A 25588-nucleotide genomic window follows, 5' to 3' on the forward strand; every position below is an offset into this window, starting at 1 on the left:
GCCGTGCCGGCCGGCGCCACGCCCGGCGTGGTCGAGCTGCGCAACGTCTCCCGCTGGTACGGCAACGTCGTCGCGGTCAACGACATCACCATGTCGCTGGGCGCCGGCGTGACCGGCCTGCTCGGCCCGAACGGCGCCGGCAAGACCACCATCCTGCACATGATGGCCGGCTTCCTCAGCCCCTCCAAGGGCACCGTGACCGTCGACGGCAAGCCCACCTGGCGCCACCCGGCCGTCTACCGCGACCTGGGCCTGGTCACCGAACGCGAGTCGGTGCACGGCTTCCTCACCGCCGAGCAGTTCGTGCTGGCCTGCGCCCGGATGCAGAAGCTGCCGGACCCGGCCGGGGCGACCCGCCGGGCGCTGGAGCTGGTCGAGATGACCGACGCCGCGCACCGCCGGATCGGCACCTTCTCCAAGGGCATGCGCCAGCGCACCCGGGTGGCCGCGGCGCTGGTGCACGAGCCGCGGGTGCTGCTGCTCGACGAACCGTTCAACGGCATGGACCCGCGGCAGCGGATGCACATGATGCAGCTGCTGCACACCCTCGGCGACAACGGGCACACCATCCTGTTCAGCTCGCACATCCTGGAGGAGGTCGAGCAGGTCGCCGGCCTGGTCCAGGTGATCGTGGCGGGCCGGCTCGCCGCCTCCGGCGACTACCGTAAGATCCGCCGGCTGATGACCAACCGGCCGCACGTGTTCGCCGTGCGCAGCTCCGACGACCGGCGGCTGGCGGTCGCGCTGATCGCCGAGAAATCGGTGAGCGGCATCGAGATCGAGGCCGGCGGGCTCACCGTCCGCGCCTCGGACTACGGCGACTTCACCCGCACCCTGCCCCGCATCGCCCTCGACCAGGGGATCCGGCTGCACCAGCTGGTGCCGTCCGACGAGTCCCTGGAGAGCGTCTTCTCCTACCTGCTGGAGGCCTGATGTCCACCGTCGCCATGATCACGGCACGTGGTCTCTTCGGCCGGCGCCGGGCGCTCATGCTCCTGCCGCTGCCCGTGCTGCTCATCGGCCTGGCCGCGATCTGCCGGGCGTACGACCTGGAACCGAACCGGTGGGGCGCCGCGGTCATCGTCGGTCTCGGCTGCGCGGTGCTCCTGCCGGTGATCGCCCTGATCGTCGGCACCGGGGTGCTCGGCTCCGAGGTGGACGACGGCACGCTGGTGCACATCCTCACCAAGCCGCTGGCCCGCCGGGACATCATCCTGGCCAAGTACGCCGTCGCGGTGGCCGCCACCGCGGTCACCACGGCGATCCCGCTGTTCGTCGCCGGCCTGCTCGCCGACTCGGCCGGTTTCGGGGGCGCCCTGGCGCTGGCCGCGGTGGTCGGCTCGTTCGCCTACACCGCGCTGTTCCTGCTGCTCAGCCTGGTCACCCGGCGTCCGGTGCTGCTCGGTCTGGTCTACATCCTGATCTGGGAGGGCCTGCTGGGCCGCTGGGTCAGCGGCACCCGGGTGCTCTCCATCGAGCAGTACGTCATCACCATCGCCGACAAGCTGCAGCCCACCGCCATCCTGGACGCCCGGGTGGGCATCACGACGGCGGCGGTGATGAGCCTGCTGTTCGTGGTGGGGTGCACGGTGTTCGCGATCAACCGCCTGGGCTCGTTCAGCCTCGCCGGCGAGACCAGCTGACCCCGGACAGCAGCAGGCCCGGAAGCCGGAAGGCTTCCGGGCCTGCTGAAGGGCCGGATCAGCCGGTGTTGCGCATACCGGCGGCGATGCCGTTCACCGTCGTCAGCAGGGCACGCTCCAGCGCCGTCGAGTCCGACGGGCCGCGCCGGGCGCCCGGCGCCGACGGCGCCTGACGGGCGGTCTCGCCCAGGTCGCGGTACTGCCGCAGCAGCGCCACCTGCAGGTGGTGCAGCGGCTCCAGGTAGGTGTCCCGGACCCCCAGCGTGCGCGACAGCTCCGGCTGCGCCGCCAGCAGCTGCGAGCCGCCGGTGATGGCCAGGACCTCGCGGACGGTCCGCTCGTACTCCTCCTCGATCGTGGCGAAGATCGGGTGGAGGTTCTCCGGGACCAGGGTCTCGACGTACCGGCGGGCGATCGACAGGTCGGTCTTGGCCAGCATCATCTCCACGTTCGACAGGAACGTGCGGAAGAACTGCCAGTGCTCGTGCATCGCGTCCAGCTCGCCGCCCAGCCCGGCCTTGCGGACCGCGGCCAGGCCGGTGCCGACGCCGAACCAGCCGGGCACGATCTGCCGGGTCTGGGTCCAGCCGAACACCCACGGGATGGCCCGCAGGCCGCTCAGACCGGCGTCCGCGTTCGGCCGCTTGGCCGGGCGGGAGCCGATGTTCAGCGCGCCGAGCAGCTCGGTCGGGGTGGCCGCCCAGAAGTACGCGGGCAGGTCCGGGTTCTCCACCAGCGCGCGGTATGCCGCGAACGCCGCGTCCGAGGCGGTGTCCATGGTGGCGTCCCAGACCTCGAGCCGGACCGGGTCCACCGACAGCGTGGTGTGCAGCAGGGTGGCCTGCAGCACCGCCGCCACGGTCAGCTCCAGGTTCTCCCGGGCCAGCGCGGGCACGGTGTACTTGTCCGAGATGACCTCGCCCTGCTCGGTCACCTTGATCGCGCCGTCCAGCGTGCCGTACGGCTGGGCCAGGATCGCCTCGTGGGTGGGGCCGCCGCCCCGGCCGACGGTGCCGCCCCGGCCGTGGAACAGCCGCAGCCGCACCCCGTGCCGCAGGGCCACGTCGCGCAGCGACCGCTGTGCCTTGTGGATGCGCCACTGGCTGGTGGTGATCCCGGCCTCCTTGTTGGAGTCCGAGTAGCCGAGCATGACCTCCTGCACGTCGCCCCGGGCCCGGACGATCTCCCGGTACGCCGGCAGCGACAGCATCTCGTCCAGCAGGTCGCCACCGGCGTCCAGCTCGGCCGGGGTCTCCAGCAGCGGCACGATGCCGACCCGGGCCCGGCCGGTGTGGATGTCGATCAGGCCGGCCTCGCGGGCCAGCACCGCGGCGGCGAGCACGTCGTCGACGCCCAGCGTCATCGAGATGATGTACGACTCGATGACGTCCATGCCGAACCGGTCCTGCGCCTCCCGGATCGTGTTGAACACGTCGAACGTCTTGCGCGCCGAGTCGGTCAGCGGGGTGTCCGCGCTCGACAGCGGCCGGCGGCCGGTCAGCTCGGCGGCGAGCAGCTTGGTGCGGTCGGCCCGGTCCAGCACGGCGTAGTCGTCCACCTCGCCCACCTGGGTGTACATCTGCTGGAGCACCTCGTGGTGCTTCTCGGCGTGCTCGCGCACGTCGAGCGTGGCCAGCTGCAGGCCGAAGGCGGATGCCTGCCGGATCGCGGTGGCCACCACGCCGAGCGCGGGCAGCTGGCCCGAGTTGCGGGCCAGCGAGGCGCGCATCAGCTCCAGGTCGGCGATCAGCTCGTCGCTGCCCAGGTAGTCGCGGCCGGGCACGTGCGGGGTGCCGTGCTGCAGCCGGGACCGGGTGTTGGCCAGCTTCGCCTTGATCGCGCGGACCTTCAGCCGGTACGGCTCCTCGGCATTGGTCCGGCGGAACCGCTCCGGGATCTCGGGGAGGTTGTCCAGGTCCTGGGCGAGGCTGGCGGACAGGTCCAGGGAGACGCCGCGCAGCCGCCGGGACACGGACAGCTCGTCGATCAGCTTGTCCATCGCCCGCTCGGCGGCCTGGATGCCGTGCTCGTGCTGGATCAGCAGCACGTCGCGGGTGACCGCCGGGGTGACGAACGGGTTGCCGTCCCGGTCGCCGCCGATCCACGAGCCGAAGGTGAGCGGCCGGGAGGTCGGCGCGGTCTCCACGCCCAGCCGGCGCAGCGTCTCGGCCAGGTCGTCGAGCACCTGCGGGGCGGCCTCGGCGTACAGGTCCTTGAGGTAGTAGACCGCGTTGCGCGCCTCGTCGGTCGGGTCCGGCCGGTCCAGGCGCAGCTCGTCGGTCTGCCAGAGCAGGTCGATCAGCTCGGCGAAGCGCTTGGTGGAGAGCGTGGTGTCGGTGTCGCCGTACAGCGCGGCGGCGGCCGACTCGGCGTCCAGCGAGTCGGCGACCTGGCGCAGCTTCGACAGGATCGACCGGCGGGCGGCCTCGGTCGGGTGGGCGGTGAACACCGGGCGGACCGCGAGCCGGCGGGCGGCCGAGGCGATCTCGTCGGCCGGGACGCCCTTCTCGGCGATCCGCTTGGCCGCCTGGTCCAGCCAGCCGCCCTCCTTGGCGCGGCGGCGCCGCAGGTCCCGGGCGCGGTGCACCTGCTCGGTGATGTTGGCCAGGTGGAAGTAGGTGGAGAAGGCGCGGGCCAGCTTGGTGCCGGTGGTGATGTCCATCGCGGCGAGCCGCTCAGCGGCCGCCTGCACGTCCTGGCGGACCAGGGCACGGATCTCCTCGACCAGGTCGAGCAGCGGCCGGCCTTCCTGGCGGGCCAGAGTCTGCCCGAGCAACGTGCCGATACGGCGGATGTCGGCACGTAGCGCGGCGTCGGACCCCTCTCGCTCGTCGAGGTGGGCAGGGAGCTCTGTCATCGGGGGCGCTCCTTCGCTCGGATGGCTCCAGGACGGCGCTGTCCCGACTGCGCAGATCGTATCGGCGTACCCCGCCGAGGGGGCGAATTGAGTCAAGAGTCTCACGACCGCTCCGGCCGCCAACGGTCACCCGGCCAGTGCGAGCGCGTAGGCGGGATACCACTGACCTGCGGGGGGAGCTCCCGGGCGGCAGGCGCCGTCGGATTCGCCCGGGCGTTTCACCCACAGGTAGGCATCGACGGATGGATGCCCGGTCCGCAGCGTGGGCGGGTGGCCCAGCCGGCGGCCGGGCGGATTGCACCAGTGCCGGTCGCCGGTGCCCCGCCGCGCCGGCCCGTTGCCGTTGCGGCTGGTGTCGATCACGAAGGGGGAGCCGCCGAGGAGGCGGGACAGCCGCGCTCCGTACGTCAGGTTGTCCTCGGTCGTCTCGAAGTTGGCGACGTTGAGCGCGAAACCGCGGGCGCGCTGCGCCCCGGCGCGCAGCAGCGCCGGCGCCATCCGGTCGGCCGGCACCCAGGTGGGGTTCCCGGCGTCGAGATAGACGCGCACGCCGGGCAGCGCGGCCAGCGTCTCGATCGCGCCGGCGAGCAGCGCGAACCGCTCGGCGGCCGGTCCGCGCCCGAGGCACCCGGTCACCGCGTGCGCCACCGCGTCGGGTTCCAGGACCACCAGGGCGCTGCGCCCGCGCAGCGCCGCCGCCATCGAGGCGACCCATCTGCGGTACGACGGGGCGTCGCGCGCACCGCCGGCCGAGTGCCCCGAGCAGTCCCGGTACGGGATGTTGTAGAGCACCAGCACCGGCACCTTCCCGGCCCGGTCCGCGGTGGCGACCAGCCGGGCGGCCCGGTGCACGGTGTCCGGCCGGGAGTCGGTGAACCAGGTGGCGACCGGCTGCCCGGCGATCCGGCGCACGATGGCCGCCTCCGCGGTGCGCCCGGCCCGCTCGTACGCGCGTACCTGTGCGGCGGCCGCGCCGGTCGGATCGACGTAGAGCGGCCGGTCCTCCGGCGGTGTGGCCGCCGGCACCCGCACCGCGGGCGCGGCTTCCCGGTCGCGCAGTGCGACCGCCGTGGCGGCGAGCACGAGCACCCCGCCGAGCAGCACGCCCCGGCGCAGCCGGCCGGGTCGGTAGACGTGCCGGCCCATCGGTTCAGCGCACCCGCACCCAGCGCCCGGCCGACGGCACGCCGCGGTCGTCGGTCACGAAGAGCATGTACCAGCCGGACGGGACCAGGCCGGCGCCGTGCGGTACGACGACGTCGACGGCGCCGGCGGCGGGCCGGACGGTCAGCGACACGGACCGCTGGTCGGTGTCGGTGACGTGGGTCACCGCGCTGGGCCGGATCAGGCGCGCGGCGGTGATCCGCCCGGCGTCCGGGGTGGTGAACCGGGCGGTGCCGCCCCGGGACACCTCGGCCGGCCCGTCGGTGATCGCCGGGCGGGCGCCACGGAACAGGTACGGCGGGCTGTAGATCTCGATCCGCTGCTCGAACGTGCCGGCGTTCTTCCCGGACTCGTCGTAGAGCGGATCGCTGCCCAGGGTGATCACCCGGCCGTCCGGCAGCAGGATCGCCTCGGCGTGGTAGTTGCGGCCCACGGCCGACTCGGCCGCGGTGCGGAAGGTGTCGCGCCGGGCGTCGTAGAACTGCGCGTTGTGCAGGTCGCTGCGCGGTTCGCCGCGGTACGGCCCACCCCGGTAGCCCGACGAGCCGCCGGTGGTGAAGACGGTGTCGTCCGGCATCAGCACGGTGGACAGGTAGCGGGCCGGCTTCGGCAGGTCCGGTCCCGGCCGGTACTCCGGCCGCGCGGCGGTGAGGTCGGCCACGGCGGTGCGCGCGGTGGACACCGGTGACTCGCCCACGCCGCCACCCCCGAAGATCATCACCTTCTGGTCCTGGGCCGGCGGGAGCAGCACCGACGAGCTGGTCTCGGTCAGCCGCGGGTCACGCAGCCCGGGCACCGGCTGGAAGCTGTTGCGCCGCAGGTCCCACACCCCCGGGGTACGCCCCTCGGTGTCCGAGCCGTAGCCCGCGTTGGAGCCGGAATAGAAGATCCGCCCGTCGGCCATCAGGTGCAGGCCCGGATAGGTCGGGAAGTAGCGCTTCCACTGCGGGGCGGCGACCCAGCGGTGCCGGGCGTACAGGTACCGCTCGTTGCGCCCGGGCAGCACCCGGCCGAACTGGTCCAGGCCGGAGACGGCCAGCACGTCGCCACCGGGCAGCCCGACCAGCGTGGGGTACCAGCGGGCGTCGGTCAGGCTGCCGGTACGCACGTACCGCTCGGTGACCGGGTCGAACTCGTAGGAGGTACGGTCGCCGCCGTACTCCTGCTTCTCCCGGGTGATCTTCTCGGCGACGCCGTACAGGTTGCGGGCGTCCGCGCCGGTGAGCCCGGCCACGGAGTACTGGGCCGGCGCCTTCACCACCGGGCCGTCACCCTTGTCCACCGCGTCCACCCAGACCTCGGCCTCACCGGCCAGCACCGTCACGTGCGGTCCGTGCACCGTCTTGCGGGCGGCCGGCACCTGCACCCGGCTGCGGGTCCGGTACTGCCGGCCGCTCGCCGAGACCAGCCGGGTGCCCTTGGGCAGGACCCGCGGGCCGCCGTCCGGCGACTCGTTCTTGAGTTTCATCACCCCGGCCGCGCGCTCCACCTCGGACTCCAGCACCTCGTACGATCTGGTGCCGCCGGCGACGAGCAGCTTGCCGTCGGGCAGGAAGGTGTGCCCGGCGCAGAACACGTCGGTCGGGGTGTGCACCTCGCTGAACTCGTCGGTCGCCGGGTCGTACAGCACGGTCCGGAACGACTTGGCCTCGAACTCCTCCCGGTCGTTGCCGCTGCCCGCGATGATCAGCACCTTGCCGGTGTGCAGCAGGGCGGCGTGGATGGCGTTGACCCGGAAGTCGCGCGGCACCGGCAGGCGCGACCAATGTCCGTACCGTTCCTTGTAGGACTGCCGGTTGATCTGGAAGGTGTGCAGCGCCTCCGCGCCGGCCGCCACCATCGGACGGTTGGCCACCACCACCCCGGCGGTCACCAGCAGCGTGGCCAGCACACTGAGCAGGCGGCGGGCCAGGGTGGGCCGGGTGCGCGGCTTCATGCGCGGGTTTCCTTCCGGGTACGGGCGCGGCCGATCAGCCACAGCGCGACGGGGGTCAGGCAGATGAGCAGGTTGAGCGCGGGCCAGGCGTACATCGCCGGGTCCACGTGGTCGACGATCGGGGAGACGGCCAGCAGGACGGCGTAGAACGCGGCCCAGCGCAGCCCGGGTCGGAAGGTGGCGAGCCGGTCCGGGCTGGTCGAGTCGCCCTTCGGGGTGACCACGAAGCCGGCCGTGCGCCGCAGCGCCGCGCCGATCAGCGAGGACACGTAGATCGGCGTGCAGAGCGTGGACGCCAGCATCCCGCGCAGCCCGGTCGAGCCGGACTCCTCGTGCGGGCTGACGTTGTGCCGCCGGTTGAACAGGTAGAGGCCGACCTGGAACAGCGCGGCATCCACGTAGAGCATCAGCCAGACCTGCTGCGGCACCTGCACGCCCTTGGCGCCCAGCAGCAGGAAGCAGGCGGCGTTCACCGCGCCCAGCAGCCAGGCCAGCGCGGTCAGCGGGTAGTACGACATCAGCAGCGCGTAGTGCAGCGCCCGGCCCGGCCCGAGCCGCCGCAGCAGCCCGGCGAAACTGCGGACCACCACCTCGTCGGTGCCGCGCGACCAGCGGTGCTGCTGGGTGAAGAAGTCGGTCCAGGAGGACGGGCCCTCACCGACCGCGAGCACGTCCGGGGTGTAGACCGAGCGCCAGCGCCGGCCGGTCGCCGGGTTGCGGGCCGCGTGCACGGCCAGGCTGGTCGCCATGTCCTCGGTGATCGAGTCCTGGAGCCCGCCGATGCTCTTGAGGGCCGCGATCCGGACCGCGTTGTTGGTGCCGACCAGCATGGCGATGCCCCGCCGGTTGCCGGCCCGCTGCAGCAGCGAGTGGAACAGGTACTGCTGCGACTCGGCCCAGCGGGTGATCAGGTTGTCGTAGTTGCCGTAGATCTGCGGGCCGACCACGAACGCCACATCGGGGTCGCGGAAGTAGCCGAGCAGCCGTTCGCAGAAGTTGGGCAGCGGCACGTGGTCCGGATCGACCGAGACGAACACGTCGTACTCGTCGCCGTGCGCGTCCAGCCAGGCGTTGTAGTTGCCGTGCTTGGTGCGGGCCTTGAAGGCGCCGGCCGGCTGGTTGTACTCCGCGCGGCCGCGCCGGCTGAAGTGCCGTACGCCCAGCCGCTTGCACATCAGCTTGACCAGCGGGTCGTCGCCCTCGTCGAGCAGCCACACCTGGTAGTGCCCGGCGTAGCGGATCCGCCGCGCCGCGCGCAGCGTCTTCTCCACCATCTCGATCGGCTCCTTGCCGGGCACGATGGTGGTCAGGAAGGCCACCCGGGTGCCGGTGTCCGGCACGACCGGGCGCGGATCCCGGGCCCACAGCGTGGCCAGGCTCAGCGTCACCACGTTGACCAGTCGGAACAGCTCGATCGCCGTGGTCGCCACCAGCATGAACGTGGTCGCCACGAAGAGCACCGGGTGCAGCCGCTGGTCGGGCACCTCGATCGCGGCGATCAGCCAGCCGAGGAAGGTGCTCTCGAAGGCGAAGGCGAAGAGCGTGATCAGCAGGGTGCGGATCGGCCGGCGCGGCGTCATCCGGTGCATCGCCACCCGGTACCCGCCGTCCGGGGCGGGCGGCGGGTCGGCGGGACCGGCCAGGACGCTGTACGCGCTGTAGTTGTAGCGGGACGGCAGGATCAGCGTGGCGGCGGCCGACTCGGCCTCCATCGGCGCGCGGCCGGCCGGCGCCCGCTGCCCCGGGATGGGCGGGGTCTCGCGGGCAGGCGGGGAAGCCCCGGGGTCCGGGGTGTGCAGAAGACTCATCGAGGTTCAGGCCGGTACCGCCGGGCGCGGGACCGGGCCCGGTCGAGGGTCCGGCACGGCGGCGGCTCGCGCGGGCCTGGTCCGGGCGCCGGGCGTGCGGTGCGCAGGCCGCGCGCTGCCGGCCCACCGGCGCACGCCGTCGGACGCGCTGACGAGCAGCAGGATACGCACGATGCCCTCCCCGGCCTTGCTGAGCGTATGGTCGAGCACCCTGCACGACGGCGCCGATCGCATGTCGGACATGCTGTCCGATAAGGCGCACGCGGCCGGACTGTCGCCGGGTCGGACTAAGCTGTTCGCACACCCCCGCCCCCCGTGGGCGACCGGGGTCGTTCGTCGTGCCTGCTGGGGGTCCTCGCCATGCAACTCGCCGGTCTGATCCCGGCCGCCCTGCGCGACCGTGGCCTCGCCCGAGCCCGCGACCTGGCCCGTAAGGGCTTCGTCGACTCGGACTCGCTCGACCTCACCGCGCCGGTCTCGCTGCGCCCGTTCGTGGTCGCCACGGTGGCCGGCCCGAGCGGCATCGGCGGCGCCCAGCGCCCGGTGCTCGCCGTCACCGCGACCTCCCGGGAGGCGGACGACCTGGCCGACGCGCTGGGCTGCCTGATCGAGGCGGACCGGGTGGCGGTCTACCCGTCCTGGGAGACGCTGCCGCACGAGCGGCTGTCGCCGCGCTCCGACACGGTGGGGCGCCGGCTGGCCGTGTTGCGCCGGCTGGCCCACCCCGGCGAGAAGCCGCTGCAGGTGGTCGTCGCGCCGGTGCGGTCGCTGCTGCAACCGCAGCTCAAAGGGCTCGGCGACCTGGAGCCGGTGGAGCTGGTCACCGGCCGGGAGGCGGAGCTGGAGGCGATCGCCCGGCGACTGTCCGACATGGCGTACGCGCGGGTCGACCTGGTCACCAAGCGCGGCGAGTTCGCGGTGCGCGGCGGCATCCTGGACGTCTTCCCGCCCACCGACGAGCACCCGTCCCGGGTCGAGTTCTGGGGCGACGAGGTGGAGGAGATCCGCACCTTCGCGGTCGCCGACCAGCGGACCATCGAGCAGGTCCAGCGGCTGTGGGCGCCGCCGTGCCGGGAGCTGCTGCTGACCCCGGCGGTCCGCGCGAAAGCCGCCGCGCTCTCGGCCCGGCATCCGGAGCTGGCCGAGATCCTGGACCGGCTGGCCGAGGGCATCCCGGTCGAGGGGATGGAGTCGCTGGCGCCCGCCCTGCTCGACGGCACCGACAGCATGGAGCTGCTGCTGGACTGCATGCCGGCCGGGACCCACGTGCTGCTCTGCGATCCGGAGCGGATCCGGACGCGGGCGCACGACCTGACCCGTACCTCCGACGAGTTCCTCGAAGCGTCCTGGGCCGCGGCCGCCACCGGCGGCCAGGCGCCGATCGACGTCGGCGCGGTCGCCTTCCGCAGCCTCGCGGACGTGCGGTCGCACGCGGCGACCCTGCGCCAGCCGTGGTGGACCATCTCGCCGTTCGGCCTGGCCGACACCCCGGCGGCGGAGGCCCTGCCGTGGGAGGACGCCGCGACGGTGCAGGTCGCCCCGGACACCGGCGACGCCGTCGCGCTGGCCGCGCAGCCGGTGCCGCTCTACCACGGCGACACCGCCAAGCTGGCCGGCGACCTGTCCGGGTGGGCCGCGGCCGGGTGGGCGATCGCGCTGGTCTTCGAGGGCAAGGGCACCGCGCAGCGGGCCACCGAGCTGCTGCGCGACGCGGGCATCGGGGTCACCCCGGTCGACGCGATCACGGCGCCGATCGCCGACGGCCAGCTGCTGGTCACCTGCGGCGGGCTGAACCACGGCTTCGTCGACGAGGCGTCCCGGCTCGCGGTGATCACCGGCAACGACATCTCCGGCGGCCGGGGCGCGTCCACCAGGGACATGCGCAAGATGCCGGCCCGCCGGCGCAACACCATCGACCCGCTGGAGCTCAAGGCCGGCGACTTCGTGGTGCACGAGCAGCACGGCATCGGGCGGTACGTGGAGCTGGTGCAGCGCACCGTCAACGGCGCCGACCGGGAATACCTGGTGATCGAGTACGCCCCGTCCAAGCGGGGCCAGCCCGGTGACCGGCTCTACGTCCCCACCGACCAGCTCGACCAGCTCTCCCGCTACGTCGGCGGCGAGCAGCCGGCATTGCACAAGATGGGCGGCGCCGACTGGCAGAAGAGCAAGGCGCGGGCCCGGAAGGCGGTCCGGGAGATCGCCGCGCAGCTGATCCAGCTGTACGCGGCGCGCCAGGCCTCCAAGGGGCACTCGTTCGGGCCGGACACCCCGTGGCAGCGCGAGCTGGAGGACGCCTTCCCGTACACCGAGACCCCGGATCAGCTGGCCGCCATTCACGAGGTCAAGCACGACATGGAACTGGCCGTCCCGATGGACAGGCTGATCTGCGGCGACGTCGGGTACGGCAAGACCGAGATCGCGGTGCGCGCGGCGTTCAAGGCGGTGCAGGACGGCAAGCAGGTGGCCGTGCTGGTGCCCACCACGCTGCTCGCCCAGCAGCACTTCAACACGTTCACCGAGCGGATGAGCCAGTTCCCGGTGCAGATCCGGCAGCTGTCCCGGTTCCAGACGCCGAGCCAGGCCGCGCTCGCCCTGGAGCAGGCCGCCGACGGCACCGCGGACATCGTGATCGGCACGCACCGGCTGCTGGCCAAGTCCACCCGCTTCAAGAACCTTGGACTGATCATCGTGGACGAGGAGCAGCGGTTCGGCGTCGAACACAAGGAGCAGCTCAAGGCCCTGCGGGCGTCGGTGGACGTGCTGACCATGTCGGCCACCCCGATCCCGCGGACCCTGGAGATGGCGATCACCGGCATCCGGGAGATGTCGACGATCGCCACCCCGCCGGAGGAGCGGCACCCCGTCCTGACCTACGTCGGGGCGTACGACGACAAGCAGGTCGCCGCCGCCATCCACCGCGAGCTGCTCCGCGACGGGCAGGTCTTCTACCTGCACAACCGGGTCGAGTCGATCGACCGGGCGGCGCGCAAACTGCGCGAGCTGGTGCCCGAGGCGCGGATCGCGGTGGCGCACGGCCAGATGAGCGAGGAGCAGCTGGAGAAGGTGATGGTCGGCTTCTGGGAGAAGGAGTTCGACGTGCTGGTCTGCACCACGATCGTCGAGTCCGGCATCGACATCCCGAACGCCAACACCCTGATCCTGGAGCGCGCCGACCTGCTCGGCCTGGCCCAGCTGCACCAGATCCGCGGCCGGGTGGGCCGGGGGCGGGAGCGGGCGTACGCGTACTTCCTCTACCCCCGGGACAAGCCGCTCACCGAGCACGCGCACGAGCGGCTGGCCACCATCGCCCAGCACACCGAGCTCGGCGCCGGCATGTACGTCGCGATGAAGGACCTGGAGATCCGGGGCGCCGGCAACCTGCTCGGCGGCGAGCAGTCCGGCCACATCGAGGGCGTCGGCTTCGACCTGTACGTCCGGATGGTCGGCGAGGCGGTGCAGGCGTTCAAGGGCGAGCGCCCCGAGGAGGAGGCCGAGGTCAAGATCGATCTGCCGGTCGACGCGCACCTGCCCACCGAGTACATCGCGGTCGAGCGGCTGCGCCTGGAGATGTACCGCAAACTCGCCGAGGCCCGTGACAACGCCCGGCTGGAAGAGGTCGTCGCCGAGATGACCGACCGCTACGGCGAGCCGCCGGCCCAGGTGGTCAACCTGATCGCGGTCGCCCGGTTCCGCCAGCTGGCCCGGGCGTACGGCCTGACCGACGTCTCCATGCAGGGCAAGCACATCCGCTTCTCGCCGCTCGCGCTGATGGACTCCAAGCAGATGCGGCTCAAGCGCTACCACCCGGATTCGGTCTACAAACCGGCGAACGAGCAGGTCAGCGTCCCGCGGCCGATGACCCGCCGGCTCGGGGGCGAGCCGCTGCGCGACCAGGAGTTGCTCCAGTGGTGCGCCCAGCTGCTCTCCGACGTCCTCGGCCCGGCGCCGGCTCCGGCCGCGGCCGCGACGCGCGGGTGATCGGGGGTGGGCGACGTAGATCACATTACGCGTGAGACAGTGTTGACCATGCAGCGTAACCGCCGACTCGCATCCATGGTCGTCGTCGCGTCCCTTGCGCTCGCCGGCCTGTCCGCCTGCCGTTCCGAACCGGCCGTGGCCGCCTACGTCGGCGACACCCGGATCACCGAGAAACGGGTCCAGGACATCTGGGACGACGCGCGTGCCGCGTTCACCCGGAACCCGGCGGCGAGCGCCCCGGCCACCGACCCGGAGACCGGGGCACTCAACGCCCCGGCGAGCGGCACGGACCCGGCCGCCCTGCCGATCACCCGCGCCGACATCGTCAACGTCCTGGTCAGCCGCGAGCTGCTGAACCGGGTCGCGGCCCGGCACAACGTCACGGTGCCCGCCGACCTCGCCTACGACCAGATCGCCGGCAAGCTCCGGCTGCCGGAGAACGCCGAGTACGTCCGGCTGTACACCCAGTACATCGCCCTGCTGAGCGTCGTCGAGCAGTCGGTGCAGCGCCCGGCCCCGCTCACCGACGACGACCTGCGCGACATCTACCAGCGGTTCGGCGCCAACGGGGCGCTGGACGCCGGGACCACCTTCGAGAGCTTCCGCAGCACCCTGCCCGAGCAGGCGGTGCAGCAGCTGCAGGCGGCGGTCACCGTCCGCACCGAGGTACGCGAGATCGCCGAGCCGCTGGACGTCACGATCAACCCGCGTTACCAGCCGCTGGAGATCGGCCTGTACGGCATCCAGAACAGCCAGGTCAGCCCGATCTACCAGCTCGTCGCCGCCGAGCTGGGCGACGAGTCGGCCGTCCCGGTCACCGACGTCAGTTGAGCACCCGGATCGTTCTGCTGGTCACCTCGCCGCGCCTGCCGGCGGGGCTGCTGACCGCGGAGGCGTGGGACACGGTGCGCTCCGGGCCGGTCTTCGCCGCCGCCGAGAGCGAGCAGGCGGCGGCGCTGCGGGCGGCCGGCGTGCCGGTCACCGTGCTGGACACCGACGCGCAGGGGCTGCTCGACGCGATCGGCGGCGCGCCGCTGGCGGTCTGGCTGGCCGGTCCGCACGGCGACCAGCCGTTCGCCCGGCAGCTCGGCCTGCGGCTGGCCCGTGAGCCCGGCCTGGCCGAGCTGGAGCTGATGTACGGCTCCTGGGATCCGCCCGGCGCCCGGCTGCTGGACGCCGTCGCGGTGATGGACCGGCTGGTCTCGCCCGGCGGGGACCCGTGGAAGCGGGCGCAGACCCACCGCACGCTCGCGCCGTACCTGCTGGAGGAGAGCTACGAGGCGTACGACGCGATCGACCGGGACGACCTGGACGAGCTGCGCGAGGAGCTGGGCGACGTGCTGCTGCAGATCGTGCTGCACGCCCGGCTCGCCGAGGAGCTGCCGGACGGCCGGGCCTGGAACGTCGACGACGTGGCCGGGACGCTGGTCGACAAGATGGTGCGGCGCAACCCGCACGTGTTCGCCGGACAGCGGGTCGAGGACCTGGAGGAGATCACCGCCAACTGGGAGCGGATCAAGCGCGAGGAGAAGGCGCGGGAGTCCGTACTGGACGGGGTGGCGCTGAGTCAGCCGGCGCTGGCGCTGGCCGCCAAGATCCTGCAGCGGGCGCGGCGGGGCGCGGTGGACGTGCCCCTCCCGGCCGGCGACGACCTCGGCGCGGTGCTGTTGCGGCTGGTCGCCGAGGCCCGCGCCGCCGGCCTCGATCCCGAGGCCGCGCTGCGGCAGACCGCCCTGGCGTACGCACAAGCCGTGCGAGCAGCGGAAAACGCCGGAGCCGCCGAGTAGTTTTCTGGACATGCCGGAGTTCGCGCCGCTCGCCGAACGCATCGTCGACGCTCTCCTGGAGAGCGATCCCGTCACCGCCCTGCACGCGGGCGATCACCGCTTCGACGATCGCCTGCCCGACCTCTCCGCCACCGGCGTCACGGCCCGGGCCGCCATGCTGCGCGACGCGGCCGACACGCTCACCGGGGTCGACGCCGACGTGCTCGACCCCGAGGAGCAGGTCGACCACGCCATCCTGGCCGCCGCGGTCGAGCGCGGGCTGTTCGAGCTGACCGCGGTCCGCGAGCACGAGTGGAACCCGCTGGAGCACAACCCCGGCCCGCTGCTGCACGCTCTGCTGGCCCGGCCGTTCGCGCCCGCGCAGGAGCGTCTGGTGAGCCTGCGTGGCCGGCTCGCCGCCCTGCCGGACGCGCTGGCCGGCGCCCGCGCGGTGCTGCGCGACGTGCCCCGCGTCCACGCCGAGACCGCGGCCGGGCAGTTCGCCGGCACGGCCGGGCTGATCCGTGACCAGCTGCCCGCCCTGCTGGCGCAGGAGCCGGGCCTGCGCGTGACGGTCGAGCGGGCCGCCGCGGCCGCGCTGGCGGCGCTCGACGAGTTCGGCGGCTGGCTGCGGCAGCTGCTGGACAGCGGCGAGCCGGGCCGCGATCCGCGACTGGGCCGCCGGCTGTGGGAGGCGCGCCTGTGGCACACGCTGGACACCGAGCTCTCCGCGGCCGAGGTGCTCGCCCGCGCCCGGGCGAACCTGGACCGGGTCGGTGACGTGCTGCGGGAGCTCGCCGCCGAGCTGGTCGGCGGCCCGGCCGACGACGGCACCGTACGCCGCGCCCTCGACACCATCGCCGAGCGGCACCCGGACAACTCCTCGATCCTCGGCCTGGCCCGGGCGTCGATGGACGAGGCGGTCGAGTTCGTCCGCCGGCACGACGTCGTGTCGCTGGTCGACGACCCGTGCGTGGTCGAGGAGATGCCGGAGTTCGCCCGGGGCGTCGCGGTGGCCTACTGCGACCCGCCCGGCCCGCTGGAGACCGCCGACGTGCCGACGTTCTACTGCATCGCCCCGGCCCCGTCCGGCTGGTCACCGGAGCGGGTCCGCAGCTTCTACCGCGAGTACAACAACGAGATGATCCGCAACCTCACGGTGCACGAGGCCATGCCCGGGCATTTCCTGCAGCTGGCGCACGCCCGCCGGTTCCGGGCCGGCACCCGGGTCCGCGCGCTGGGCTGGTCCGGCCCGTTCGTGGAGGGGTGGGCGGCCTACGCCGAGGAGCTGATGGCCGGCCTCGGGTTCGGCGGCCGCACGGTCCGGATGCAGCAGCTCAAGATGCAGTTGCGGATGAGCCTCAACGCCATCATCGACCAGCTGGTGCACTGCGAGCAGCTGCCGGAGCCGGAGGCGATGGCCCTGATGACCGGCCGCGGCTTCCAGGAGGAGGGCGAGGCCGCCGGCAAGTGGCGCCGGGCCCTGCTCACCTCGACCCAGCTCTCGACGTATTTCGTCGGCTACACCGAGGTCGCCGCCCTCGCCGCGGCCCGTCCGTTCGGCGCCACCCCGAAAGCCTGGCACGACGCCATGCTGGCGCACGGCTCGCCACCCCCGCGGCACCTGCGCACCCTGCTGGACGTCTGAGCCCCGCCGCGGGCCGGGTCGAATCTTCGCCGGGCGGCGACCCGGTTCCGGTGGCCGGGGGAGACGGCCGGCGATCCGGTTCCGGGGGCCGGGGGGAGAGGGCCGGCGATCCGGTTCCGGTGGCCGGGGGGAGACGGGACCTTGGGAACCCCGGCGCGGGGCCAGCGGCAGTGGCCCGCCCCGCCCGCGGACGGAAGGCTGTGGTGCGGGGAAACAACAGCGAACACCCGGGAATGTCAGTCCCGAACGGGAGGTGGTCGAGAGCGAGACGACCAGGACGGGAAGGATCACCTGGGCCGGCGGTCTGTCACGTCGGCGCCGGGCGGGATCCGGAAGTCACCGTCGCCGGCGGCCGAGGTCAGGTCGGTGAGGGTCATTTCCAGCTCCGTCCCGGCGACCGTGCCGGTGAAGGCCGCCAGGATCCCGTCCCCGGTCACGCACACCTCGAACGACCAGCGCACCCGCAGACAGGCCACATGCCGCGCCGCGAGCGTGGTGTCGCGTTGCGAGATGTCCAGGGCCGGTTGCGTCTCCGCGGCCCGCAGCATCGCCTGCGCGGCGCCGGAGGTGATCACCCCGCTGCTCGCCGGCGGCGCCGCGACCGGTCCGCCGGGCGCGGTGATGGTGCAGGTCCGGGTGCCCGTGCACCGGATCGGCCCGTCCGGCGTGACGATCAGGCGGCCGTCCGGCCACCGGTACGCCACCCGTGGCGGGTCCTGCGCCCGGGTGACCGTGGCGGTGCCCCCGCCGGCCACCCGGTACGTCGCGGTGTACGTCAGCGCGGCGGAGTCGGCCAGTTGCCCGGCGAGCTGGGCGACCGCGTCGGCCGTCCCGACCCCGGAGGCGCTGGCCTGGTCGACACCGGTGCAGGCCGCCCCGGCGAGCAGCACGCCCGCGGCCAGTAATCCATTCACAAAACGAAGGCGGGCCACGATCACCACCCTGGCCCACCCGGCCACCGCCCGCAAACGATATCCGCCGATCAATTGGCCGGCGGAATCCGCAATTGCGTATTCCGCTTTGCTCAGGCCGACTCCGCGGCTTTGGCACGCATCAGGAGCTGGTAACGCATGACATAACGTCTAATGATCTTCGCCTGTGACTCACCCGGGTCGTAGAGCGCCACCATCTCCACGGAGAGCGGGCCGCGCACCGGCACCTGCTGGCGTACGGCGCTGGCCTTGGTGACGGTGGCGTGCAGGTCGATCGCATCCGGCCCGAGCTGTACCCGCAGCGTCACCTCGTGTCCCGGCCGCACCTCGACATCGGTGAAGTGCGCCCGCACCGAGCGCTCGCTGATGTCGTGCACCCAGCCGATCGCGTCCGGATGTTCCGGGCGGCTCATCACGATCGGCTCGCCCCCGCCGCCACGCACGTACAGCCGGTTCTGGGTGATCTGCGGCTCCCCGTCCAGGCGCAGCTGGACCCGGTTCTCGTCGATCCCGGCGACCGCGGCGGATACCTCGTACCGGCCGCGCGGCGCGGCGGACCAGCGCAGAATCACCGTGGAGCCGATCAGCGGCACCTGGGAGCGGGCGAGCGAGACCGTCACGACCGTGGTGGAGGCGGCCACCACGCGGACGCCGGTGTGGCTCTCGCCCCCGGCCTCCATCTCGACGCGTGCGCCGTCGGGAAACAGGCTGCTGCTCATAGTGCCCCCTGTTTCGGCAGGCGGGCCGCTGTTTTGAGGTATACCGGGCGGTGAAGTTGACCGGCCGGGCGAACGCGCGGCACACGGGCTCGATACGCTCTTGCGGGTGTGGTCGGCCCGCAGGGTCGCGGACCGAAACTGTATCCGTACAAACCATTAGGGAGCGACACCACAAATGGCCACCATTGAAGCGATCGTCGCGCGCGAGATCCTGGATTCCCGGGGCAACCCGACCGTCGAGGTCGAGGTCGGCCTGGACGACGGCACGGTCGGCCGCGCCGCGGTGCCCTCCGGCGCCTCCACCGGCGCGTTCGAGGCGCTCGAGCTGCGTGACGGCGACAAGGGCCGGTACCTCGGCAAGGGCGTCGAGAAGGCGGTCGTCAACATCGAGGACAAGATCGCCGACGAGCTGCTCGGGTACGAGGCGAGCGAGCAGCGCCTGATCGACCAGAAGATGCTCGACCTGGACGGCACCGACGGCAAGTCCGAGCTGGGCGCCAACGCGATCCTGGGCGTGTCCCTGGCGGTCGCCAAGGCCGCCGCGCTCTCCGCCGAGCTTCCGCTGTTCCGCTACCTCGGTGGCCCGAACGCCGCGCTGCTTCCGGTCCCGATGATGAACATCCTGAACGGTGGCGCGCACGCCGACTCCAACGTCGACGTGCAGGAGTTCATGATCGCCCCGATCGGCGCCCCGACCTTCCGCGAGGCGCTGCGCACCGGCGCCGAGGTCTACCACGCGCTCAAGGCGGTGCTGAAGAAGAAGGGCCTGTCCACCGGCCTGGGCGACGAGGGCGGCTTCGCGCCGAGCCTGCCGGCCAACGCCGCCGCGCTGGACCTGATCGCCGAGGCCGTCCAGGCCGCCGGTTTCTCCCTGGGCAGCGACATCGTGCTGGCCATGGACGTCGCCGCGACCGAGTTCTACTCCGACGGGTCGTACGTCTTCGAGGGCGCCCCGAAGTCGACCGACGAGATGATCGCCTACTACGCGAAGCTCGCCGACGAGTACCCGATCGTCTCGATCGAGGACCCGCTGGCCGAGGAGGACTGGGCCGGCTGGAGCGCGATGACCGCGCAGCTCGGCAACAAGATCCAGATCGTCGGCGACGACCTGTTCGTCACCAACCCGCAGCGCATCGCCCGCGGCATCGCCGAGGCGGCCGGCAACGCGGTCCTGGTCAAGGTGAACCAGATCGGTTCGCTGACCGAGACGCTGGACGCCGTGGACCTGGCCCACCGGGCCGGCTTCAAGACCATGATGTCGCACCGGTCCGGCGAGACCGAGGACGTCACCATCGCCGACCTGGCGGTGGCGGTCGGCTCCGGCCAGATCAAGACCGGCGCCCCGGCGCGTTCCGACCGGGTCGCCAAGTACAACCAGCTGCTGCGCATCGAGGAGCAGCTGGAGAGCGCCGCCCGGTACGCCGGCGCCGGCGCGTTCCCGCGTTACCGCGTCGGGTAATACCGGACCGGCAGATCATGGAGTTGTGGCACCCGCGTTCGGCGGCATAGGTTTCCGAGCGGGTGCCACGATCCGTGCCGGGTCGCCGGAGCGCCACGGGGAGGGGTGGAGATGACACAGCGTCGCATGCCGAGCGGTCAGGGCCCGTCCCGCCGGTCGAGCGCGAGCGGCCGCCCCGGCACCGGACGCACCCGGGGCGCCGGCCCGCTGCGGGTCGAGGCCCGCCCCACCGTCCGGGTCGCCACGGCGCGCGCGGCTCGTCCGGCCGGCTCACGGCGTACGTCGCAGTCCGGCGGCCCGGCCGCCAAGCGCACCGCCGCGCCGCGCCCTCGCGCGCTGACCAGCCGGGCCACCATCCTCCTCGCGGTCTTCGTGGTCCTCGCCCTGGCCTACACCTATCCGGTCCGGGTCTACCTGCAGCAGGAGTCGCAGATCGCCCAGATGGAGCGGGCGCAGGCGCAGCAGCGGGCCCAGATCGCCGAGACGGCGAAGGAGCTGGAGAAGTGGAAGGACAAGGAGTACATCCGGATCCAGGCCCGGAAAGAGCTGTATTACGTACGCCCGGGTGAGGCGCCGCTGCTGGTGATCAACGACCCGGATGGCGCCGCCCGCGACGCCGACCAGAAAGCCCCGGCGGCCGCCCCGGACCGCTGGTACGACACGCTGTGGCACAGCGTCCGAGCCGCCAACGCGGAGCCCTCGAACTGATGGAAGCACCGACCCCCGCCGACCTCGACATCGTGGCGGCCCAGCTCGGCCGCCGGCCCCGCGGCACCCGGGCGATCGCGCACCGCTGCCCGTGCGGCAACCCGGACGTGGTGGAGACCGCGCCCCGGCTCGACGACGGCACGCCGTTCCCCACGATGTACTACCTGACCTGTCCACACGCCACCGCGGCGTGCAGCCGGCTGGAGTCCGCCGGCGTGATGCGCGACATGCAGCAACGGCTGAGCACCGATCCGGAGCTGGCCGCCCGCTACGCCGCCGCGCATCAGGACTATCTGGACCGTCGCCGGGCGATCGACGACGTCCCGGAGATCCACGACGTCTCGGCCGGCGGGATGCCGGACCGGGTGAAGTGCCTGCACGTCCATCTCGGACACGCGCTGGCCGCCGGGCGCGGGGTGAACCCGTTCGGGGACGAGGTGCGCGACGCGGTGGAGCCCTGGTGGGCGGACGGCCCGTGCGTGCGGCCCGAGCGGGACGAATGCTGATCCGGCGCGCCCGGACCGGGGACGTCAAGGCGATCCGGTCGCTGGTCGACACGTACACCACCGACCGGCGGCTGCTGAGCAAGGCGACGGTCACCCTCTACGAGTCCGTCCAGGAGTTCTGGGTGGCCGAGGACGACGACGGCACGGTGGTCGGCTGCGGGGCCCTGCACGTGATGTGGGAGGACCTGGCGGAGATCCGTACCGTCGCGGTGCATCCGGAGCGGCGGGGCCGCAGGATCGGTCACCGGATCGTCGGCGTGCTCCTGGAGCAGGCGCGGGAGCTCGGCGTACGCCGGGTCTTCTGCCTGACCTTCGAGACCCGGTTCTTCGGCTCGTTCGGGTTCACCGAGATCGACGGCGCACCGGTGCCGCACGCCGTCTACGAGCAGCTGCTGCGCTCCTACGACGAGGGCGTCGCCGAGTTCCTGGACCTGGAGCGGGTCAAGCCGAACACCCTGGGGAACAAGAGAATGCTGCTGCACCTATGAGCGCCGCCGCACCCGTGCGGGTCGCCGCGATCGACTGCGGTACCAACGCGATCCGCCTGCTGATCGCCGACGTGGCCGGGGACCGGCTGACCGACGTCTCCCGGCGGATGGAGATCGTCCGCCTGGGGGAGGGTGTGGACCGCACCGGGATGCTGTCCGCCGCGGCGCTCGACCGGACCCGGGCCGCGCTGGCCGGTTACGCCACCGAGATCGAGGAGTCCGGGGCGGTCGCGGTACGGATGTGCGCCACCTCGGCCTCCCGGGACGCCTCGAACGCGCAGGACTTCCGCGACATGGTGCGCGGCGTGCTGGGTGTCGAGCCCGAGGTGATCACCGGTGAGGAGGAGGCCGCCCTGTCCTTCCTCGGCGCGGTCCGGGGGTTGCGCGCCCCGGGGCCGTACCTGGTGTTCGACCTGGGTGGCGGCTCCACCGAGTTCGTCACCGGCACGGACGGCGTCCGGCAGGCGATCTCGGTGGACATCGGCTGCGTCCGGATGACCGAGCGGCACCTGCACGGCGACCCGCCGACGGCGGCGGAGCTGGCCGCGGCGGAGGCGGACGTCACGGCGGCCGTCGACACCGCCCTGGCCGCGGTGTCCGGCCGCGACGCGCGGACCCTGGTCGGGCTGGCCGGGACGGTGACCACGGTCGCGGCGCTGGCGCACGACCTCCCGGTGTACGACTCGGCGCGCATCCACCACAGCGAGATCAGCCGGGAGGCGGTCGGCCGGGTCACCGCCGAGCTGCTGGGGATGACCGTCGAGCGGCGGCTGGCGCTGCCGGTGATGCACGCGGGCCGGGCCGACGTGATCGGGGCGGGCGCCCTGATCATGCGGATCATCATGGAGCGATCCGGGCACGACTCGGTGATCGCCTCCGAGCACGACATCCTGGACGGGATCGCCTTCGGGCTGGCCGGGAGCTGACGGCACGGGCCGCGGCCGGGGCGTGACGGCCCCCGGAAACCGGCCCGTACCGGCATCGAACGCTGCCCGAACGGGCGGCCTTTTCCGGCGCTTCGGCCCGACTTCGCCGCCTCGCTGTCGCCGCCGCGCCACCCTGCGTCATTTTCCCAGGGAAGTCTCAGCTCCTCTTACGGAATCGTCGATAACCGCAGGTGAAGTCGGGTCGCGCGATGGTCGAGACGATCGTTATCCTCGCCTGCCTAACGATCGGACGTCGATCGTCCGCGAAAGGAAGCATCAATGTCCAACCCGGTTGAGCCGCCCCACGGCGCGCAGAATGTTCCGCCCGCTGACGGCGGACAGGCGTTCCCGCCGCCGAACGCCGGCGCTCCCGGCTTCCCGCCGCCGAACGCCGGCGCCCCCGGCTTCCCGCCGCCCGGCGCGCCGGGCGCGGCCGGGTTCCCGCCGCCCCCCGGGGCGCCCGCCGGCTTCCCCGCCCCCGCCCCGGCCAAGAAGTCCGGCGGCAAGAAGGCGCTCAGCATCGTCGGTGCCATCGTCGCCGCCCTGGTCATCTTCGGGCTGAAGTTCGGCCTGGCCAGCGCGCTGTCCTCGGACCCCACCAAGGACGCCAAGGTGAACGACTGCATCTCGGTCAGCGAGGACCTGTCGGACAAGGCCAAGGAGACCGAGGCCGAGATCGTCGACTGTGGCAAGTCCGACGCCAAGTTCGTCGTGGTCGGCCGTGTCGACGGCACCGACGACGTGAACAGCACCGCGTGCGACCAGTACTTCAAGGAGACCGACAAGGACCCGGCCGTCCTGACCAGCTCGGGCGACGACAAGTACCTGCTCTGCGTCAAGGCCGCCAAGTAACGGATCGGAACCCGGGGGCGGTGCGTCGACAGGGCGCGCCGCCCCCGGTGGCATTCTGGTGCGGTGCAACCGTCCGAGGCCTCCCCGCGTACCCCGCAAGCGGTTGTCGCGCAGGCGGCCGAGGCTGCCTCGCTGAGCGCGCTCGACGCCCGCGTCGCGGACTGTTTCGCCTGCCCCCGCCTGGTCGCGTGGCGCACCGAGATCGCCACGGTCAAGCGCGCGGCCTTCCGCGACCAGGACTACTGGGGCCGGCCGGTGCCCGGGCTGGGCCCGGCCGACGCCCGGATCGCCATCCTCGGCCTGGCGCCGGCCGCGCACGGCGGCAACCGGACCGGCCGGATCTTCACCGGGGACCGCTCCGGTGACGTGCTGTTCGCCGCCCTGCACCGGGCCGGCCTGGCGAACCAGCCGACGAGCGTGGCCGCCGACGACGGCCTGGCCCTGCGGCACACCCGGATCTTCGCGGCGGTGCGCTGCGCGCCGCCGGACAACAAGCCCACGCCCGAGGAACGCGACACCTGCGCGCCGTGGCTGCGGCGCGAACTGGAACTGATCGCGCCCAGCGCCCGGGTGGTGGTCACGCTGGGCGCTTTCGCCTGGGCCGCCTGGTGGCCGGCGATGCGTTCGGTGTACGGCGTACGCCCGCCCGTCCCGCGCCCGAGGTTCGGCCACGGCGCCGAGGCGCACCTGCCCGGCGCGCCCGCGGTGCTGGGCTGCTTCCACGTCAGCCAGCAGAACACCTTCACCGGCCGGCTCACCCCCGCCATGCTCGACGAGGTGTTCACCCGTGCGAAGGTTCTGGCGGGCCTGGCATGATGCGAGTCCTGTCCGATTCCCTCCTCGAGTCACGGATCTGAAACCGCCCGCATGGACCTCGCAATCGTGCGCCGCTGGTGGCCGCTGGCCGCCGTCATCGGGCTGCTCCTCGTGACCTCGGTGGCCGCCACCCGGTCGGCGCCGCAGCTGGATCGGGTCACCCCGCGGACGACCGCGACCACCACCGCGCCGCCCCTGCTGCCGCCCACCCGGCGCCCGTCCGCCGCGCCGGCCACCGAGACGCCGGTCGAGGCGGCCCGTGGCCTGCCGGACTGGATCGGCACCGCGACCACGGCCATCCTCGCCGTCCTGGTGGCCGCGATGGTGGTGATCCTCACCTGGGCGCTGATCCGGGACGCGGCCCGCCGCCGCCGGAGGCGGACCGGCCGCCGCGACCCGCGCCGCGCCGGGCGCACCGCGGAGGATCTGGTCGCCGCGCTGGACGCCGGTCTGGAGGAGCTCTCGGACACCGACCGGGACCCGCGCCGCGCGGTGATCGCCTGCTGGGTCCGCCTGGAGCAGGCCGCCGCGGAGGCCGGCACCCCGCGGCATCCCGGCGACAGCCCCACCGACCTGGTCGCCCGGCTGCTCGCCGAGCAGCGGGTGGACGCCGCCGTGCTGGCCGCCCTGATGGAGGTGTACCGGGAGGCCCGGTACGCCACGCACACCGTCGACGACCGGATGCGCCAGCAGGCCCGGCACGCCCTGGAACGCCTGCGCGCCGACCTCGGGGCGGGGGCGCCGGCATGAGCGGCCGTGACGGACAGCGCCGGCGGCGAGCGCGAGAGGCGGGTGCCGGATGAGCGACGACTCAGGGCTGGACGAGCTCTTCGGGGCGACCGCGGCCCCGGCCGGCGAGTCCGCCCCGCGACCGCGCCGGCGCCGCTCCCCGGTGCTGCGGGTGGCCGGCAACGTGCTGCTGGTGGCCGCGGCCACCGTGGTCGTGGTGGCCGGGCTGCGGGCCGGGGCGATCCAGGCCCCGCTGCCGCTGGTGGTCGCGCTGCTGATCGGGCTGCGCCTGGTGACGATCGCGGCCGCCGCGGTGCGCCCGCCGCGGCGGCGCCGGGGCCGGGCCGGGGCCGGGGACGCCGCGGCCCGCGCCGTCGACTCGCTGCGTGCCACGGTACGGCGCTGGGAGCGCAGCCTGGACAAGGCGCACTCCGATCCGGACACCTATGCGCGTAACGTTCTGCCGGTGCTCGGCGAACTCGCCGACGAGCGGCTGCGGTTACGGCACGGCCTCACCCGGGCCAGCGACCCGCGCCGCGCCCGGGAACTCCTCGGCGAACCGGCCTGGGCGGTGCTGGCCGACCCGGGCCGGCGCGGCCTGAAGGCGCGGGACCTGGAGACGTACGTACAAGCCATGGAACGACTGTGAG

Annotated in this window: 21 protein-coding genes; 15 read left to right on the forward strand and 6 right to left on the reverse strand. The window is 73.1% G+C overall.

The genetic code is table 11. The features are described from left to right. Window positions 1-3: 3 nt before the first annotated feature. Both ACTEI_RS03670 and ACTEI_RS03675 read left to right on the forward strand, forming a co-directional pair. Window positions 4-933 (forward strand): ABC transporter ATP-binding protein, encoded by a 930-nt coding sequence (locus ACTEI_RS03670; RefSeq protein WP_187645925.1) that lies wholly within the window; start codon window positions 4-6, stop codon window positions 931-933. After that, the gene (locus ACTEI_RS03675; protein WP_122976344.1) at window positions 933-1643 is read left to right on the forward strand and encodes an ABC transporter permease; all 711 of its coding nucleotides are present in this window, start codon (window positions 933-935) and stop codon (window positions 1641-1643) included. The genes ACTEI_RS03670 and ACTEI_RS03675 overlap by 1 nt, the downstream gene beginning before the upstream one ends. A gap of 58 nt (window positions 1644-1701) precedes the next feature. Here the strand turns inward: ACTEI_RS03675 and ppc are convergent, their stop codons facing one another. The 4 genes from ppc to ACTEI_RS03695 all read right to left on the reverse strand — a co-directional run bounded on the left by ppc (window position 1702) and on the right by ACTEI_RS03695 (window position 9408). Further along, complete coding sequence (gene ppc, locus ACTEI_RS03680) at window positions 1702-4500, reverse strand: phosphoenolpyruvate carboxylase (protein WP_122976345.1); 2799 nt, start codon at window positions 4498-4500, stop codon at window positions 1702-1704. Between the two features lie 126 nt (window positions 4501-4626). Further along, window positions 4627-5646: a glycoside hydrolase family 6 protein gene (locus ACTEI_RS03685; RefSeq protein WP_122976346.1), complete on the reverse strand. Its 1020-nt coding sequence runs from the start codon at window positions 5644-5646 to the stop codon at window positions 4627-4629. A gap of 4 nt (window positions 5647-5650) precedes the next feature. Beyond that, a complete protein-coding gene (gene glxA / locus ACTEI_RS03690; RefSeq protein ID WP_122976347.1) occupies window positions 5651-7600 on the reverse strand; it encodes a radical copper oxidase GlxA in 1950 nt (649 codons plus the stop codon). Continuing rightward, window positions 7597-9408, reverse strand: a complete 1812-nt coding sequence (locus ACTEI_RS03695; RefSeq protein ID WP_239082287.1) for a glycosyltransferase family 2 protein — start codon at window positions 9406-9408, stop codon at window positions 7597-7599. The genes glxA and ACTEI_RS03695 overlap by 4 nt, the downstream gene beginning before the upstream one ends. Before the next feature lie 360 nt (window positions 9409-9768). On the opposite strand from ACTEI_RS03695, the gene mfd reads away from it, so the two are divergent. Genes mfd through ACTEI_RS03715 form a run of 4 tightly spaced genes read left to right on the forward strand, consistent with a single transcriptional unit; the run spans window position 9769 to window position 16803 of the window. Continuing rightward, window positions 9769-13389 (forward strand): transcription-repair coupling factor, encoded by a 3621-nt coding sequence (mfd, locus tag ACTEI_RS03700; RefSeq protein WP_122976349.1) that lies wholly within the window; start codon window positions 9769-9771, stop codon window positions 13387-13389. A gap of 48 nt (window positions 13390-13437) precedes the next feature. Beyond that, window positions 13438-14220, forward strand: coding sequence for a hypothetical protein (locus ACTEI_RS03705; RefSeq protein WP_145830957.1), 783 nt, complete (start codon window positions 13438-13440; stop codon window positions 14218-14220). Further along, window positions 14217-15176 (forward strand): nucleoside triphosphate pyrophosphohydrolase, encoded by a 960-nt coding sequence (locus tag ACTEI_RS03710; RefSeq protein WP_122976351.1) that lies wholly within the window; start codon window positions 14217-14219, stop codon window positions 15174-15176. Before ACTEI_RS03705 ends, ACTEI_RS03710 begins: the two co-directional genes overlap by 4 nt. Window positions 15177-15186: 10 nt before the next feature. Continuing rightward, the gene (locus ACTEI_RS03715) at window positions 15187-16803 is read left to right on the forward strand and encodes a DUF885 domain-containing protein (protein ID WP_122976352.1); all 1617 of its coding nucleotides are present in this window, start codon (window positions 15187-15189) and stop codon (window positions 16801-16803) included. Between the two features lie 287 nt (window positions 16804-17090). Here the strand turns inward: ACTEI_RS03715 and ACTEI_RS03720 are convergent, their stop codons facing one another. Then, on the reverse strand, window positions 17091-17717 hold the full coding sequence (locus tag ACTEI_RS03720) for a hypothetical protein (protein ID WP_145830956.1): 627 nt from the start codon (window positions 17715-17717) through the stop codon (window positions 17091-17093). Between the two features lie 110 nt (window positions 17718-17827). Next, window positions 17828-18454 (reverse strand): hypothetical protein, encoded by a 627-nt coding sequence (locus ACTEI_RS03725; protein ID WP_122976354.1) that lies wholly within the window; start codon window positions 18452-18454, stop codon window positions 17828-17830. A gap of 175 nt (window positions 18455-18629) precedes the next feature. Between ACTEI_RS03725 and eno the strand changes: the two genes are divergently transcribed. The 9 genes from eno to ACTEI_RS03775 all read left to right on the forward strand — a co-directional run bounded on the left by eno (window position 18630) and on the right by ACTEI_RS03775 (window position 25587). Next, complete coding sequence (gene eno / locus ACTEI_RS03730; protein ID WP_122976355.1) at window positions 18630-19913, forward strand: phosphopyruvate hydratase; 1284 nt, start codon at window positions 18630-18632, stop codon at window positions 19911-19913. Between the two features lie 111 nt (window positions 19914-20024). Continuing rightward, window positions 20025-20621: an FtsB family cell division protein gene (locus ACTEI_RS03735; protein ID WP_122981897.1), complete on the forward strand. Its 597-nt coding sequence runs from the start codon at window positions 20025-20027 to the stop codon at window positions 20619-20621. Further along, window positions 20621-21127: a DUF501 domain-containing protein gene (locus ACTEI_RS03740; protein WP_122976356.1), complete on the forward strand. Its 507-nt coding sequence runs from the start codon at window positions 20621-20623 to the stop codon at window positions 21125-21127. The genes ACTEI_RS03735 and ACTEI_RS03740 overlap by 1 nt, the downstream gene beginning before the upstream one ends. Further along, a complete protein-coding gene (locus ACTEI_RS03745; RefSeq protein ID WP_122976357.1) occupies window positions 21121-21615 on the forward strand; it encodes an amino-acid N-acetyltransferase in 495 nt (164 codons plus the stop codon). Before ACTEI_RS03740 ends, ACTEI_RS03745 begins: the two co-directional genes overlap by 7 nt. Continuing rightward, window positions 21612-22541 (forward strand): Ppx/GppA phosphatase family protein, encoded by a 930-nt coding sequence (locus ACTEI_RS03750; protein ID WP_122976358.1) that lies wholly within the window; start codon window positions 21612-21614, stop codon window positions 22539-22541. The genes ACTEI_RS03745 and ACTEI_RS03750 overlap by 4 nt, the downstream gene beginning before the upstream one ends. A gap of 279 nt (window positions 22542-22820) precedes the next feature. Next, a complete protein-coding gene (locus ACTEI_RS36700) occupies window positions 22821-23393 on the forward strand; it encodes an LppU/SCO3897 family protein (protein ID WP_164465823.1) in 573 nt (190 codons plus the stop codon). Window positions 23394-23456: 63 nt separating this feature from the next. Beyond that, window positions 23457-24209 (forward strand): uracil-DNA glycosylase, encoded by a 753-nt coding sequence (locus ACTEI_RS03765; protein ID WP_122976361.1) that lies wholly within the window; start codon window positions 23457-23459, stop codon window positions 24207-24209. Window positions 24210-24260: 51 nt separating this feature from the next. Further along, window positions 24261-24959 (forward strand): DUF4129 domain-containing protein, encoded by a 699-nt coding sequence (locus ACTEI_RS03770; RefSeq protein WP_122976362.1) that lies wholly within the window; start codon window positions 24261-24263, stop codon window positions 24957-24959. Window positions 24960-25008: 49 nt separating this feature from the next. Next, a complete protein-coding gene (locus tag ACTEI_RS03775) occupies window positions 25009-25587 on the forward strand; it encodes a hypothetical protein (protein WP_122976363.1) in 579 nt (192 codons plus the stop codon). Window position 25588: the final 1 nt, after the last annotated feature.

Source organism: Actinoplanes teichomyceticus ATCC 31121, assembly GCF_003711105.1.
GTDB classification, from domain to species: domain Bacteria; phylum Actinomycetota; class Actinomycetes; order Mycobacteriales; family Micromonosporaceae; genus Actinoplanes; species Actinoplanes teichomyceticus.

What these genes read in the sequence shown, in the direction of transcription:
- ACTEI_RS03675 (WP_122976344.1), top strand. Translation starts at nt 933, where the DNA reads ATGTCCACCGTCGCCATGATCACGGCACGTGGTCTCTTCGGCCGGCGC.
- ppc (WP_122976345.1), bottom strand. Translation starts at nt 4,500, where the DNA reads ATGACAGAGCTCCCTGCCCACCTCGACGAGCGAGAGGGGTCCGACGCC.
- ACTEI_RS03685 (WP_122976346.1), bottom strand. Translation starts at nt 5,646, where the DNA reads ATGGGCCGGCACGTCTACCGACCCGGCCGGCTGCGCCGGGGCGTGCTG.
- glxA (WP_122976347.1), bottom strand. Translation starts at nt 7,600, where the DNA reads ATGAAGCCGCGCACCCGGCCCACCCTGGCCCGCCGCCTGCTCAGTGTG.
- ACTEI_RS03695 (WP_239082287.1), bottom strand. Translation starts at nt 9,408, where the DNA reads ATGAGTCTTCTGCACACCCCGGACCCCGGGGCTTCCCCGCCTGCCCGC.
- mfd (WP_122976349.1), top strand. Translation starts at nt 9,769, where the DNA reads ATGCAACTCGCCGGTCTGATCCCGGCCGCCCTGCGCGACCGTGGCCTC.
- ACTEI_RS03705 (WP_145830957.1), top strand. Translation starts at nt 13,438, where the DNA reads ATGCAGCGTAACCGCCGACTCGCATCCATGGTCGTCGTCGCGTCCCTT.
- ACTEI_RS03715 (WP_122976352.1), top strand. Translation starts at nt 15,187, where the DNA reads ATGCCGGAGTTCGCGCCGCTCGCCGAACGCATCGTCGACGCTCTCCTG.
- ACTEI_RS03725 (WP_122976354.1), bottom strand. Translation starts at nt 18,454, where the DNA reads ATGAGCAGCAGCCTGTTTCCCGACGGCGCACGCGTCGAGATGGAGGCC.
- eno (WP_122976355.1), top strand. Translation starts at nt 18,630, where the DNA reads ATGGCCACCATTGAAGCGATCGTCGCGCGCGAGATCCTGGATTCCCGG.
- ACTEI_RS03735 (WP_122981897.1), top strand. Translation starts at nt 20,025, where the DNA reads ATGACACAGCGTCGCATGCCGAGCGGTCAGGGCCCGTCCCGCCGGTCG.
- ACTEI_RS03740 (WP_122976356.1), top strand. Translation starts at nt 20,621, where the DNA reads ATGGAAGCACCGACCCCCGCCGACCTCGACATCGTGGCGGCCCAGCTC.
- ACTEI_RS03745 (WP_122976357.1), top strand. Translation starts at nt 21,121, where the DNA reads ATGCTGATCCGGCGCGCCCGGACCGGGGACGTCAAGGCGATCCGGTCG.
- ACTEI_RS03750 (WP_122976358.1), top strand. Translation starts at nt 21,612, where the DNA reads ATGAGCGCCGCCGCACCCGTGCGGGTCGCCGCGATCGACTGCGGTACC.
- ACTEI_RS36700 (WP_164465823.1), top strand. Translation starts at nt 22,821, where the DNA reads ATGTCCAACCCGGTTGAGCCGCCCCACGGCGCGCAGAATGTTCCGCCC.
- ACTEI_RS03770 (WP_122976362.1), top strand. Translation starts at nt 24,261, where the DNA reads ATGGACCTCGCAATCGTGCGCCGCTGGTGGCCGCTGGCCGCCGTCATC.
- ACTEI_RS03775 (WP_122976363.1), top strand. Translation starts at nt 25,009, where the DNA reads ATGAGCGACGACTCAGGGCTGGACGAGCTCTTCGGGGCGACCGCGGCC.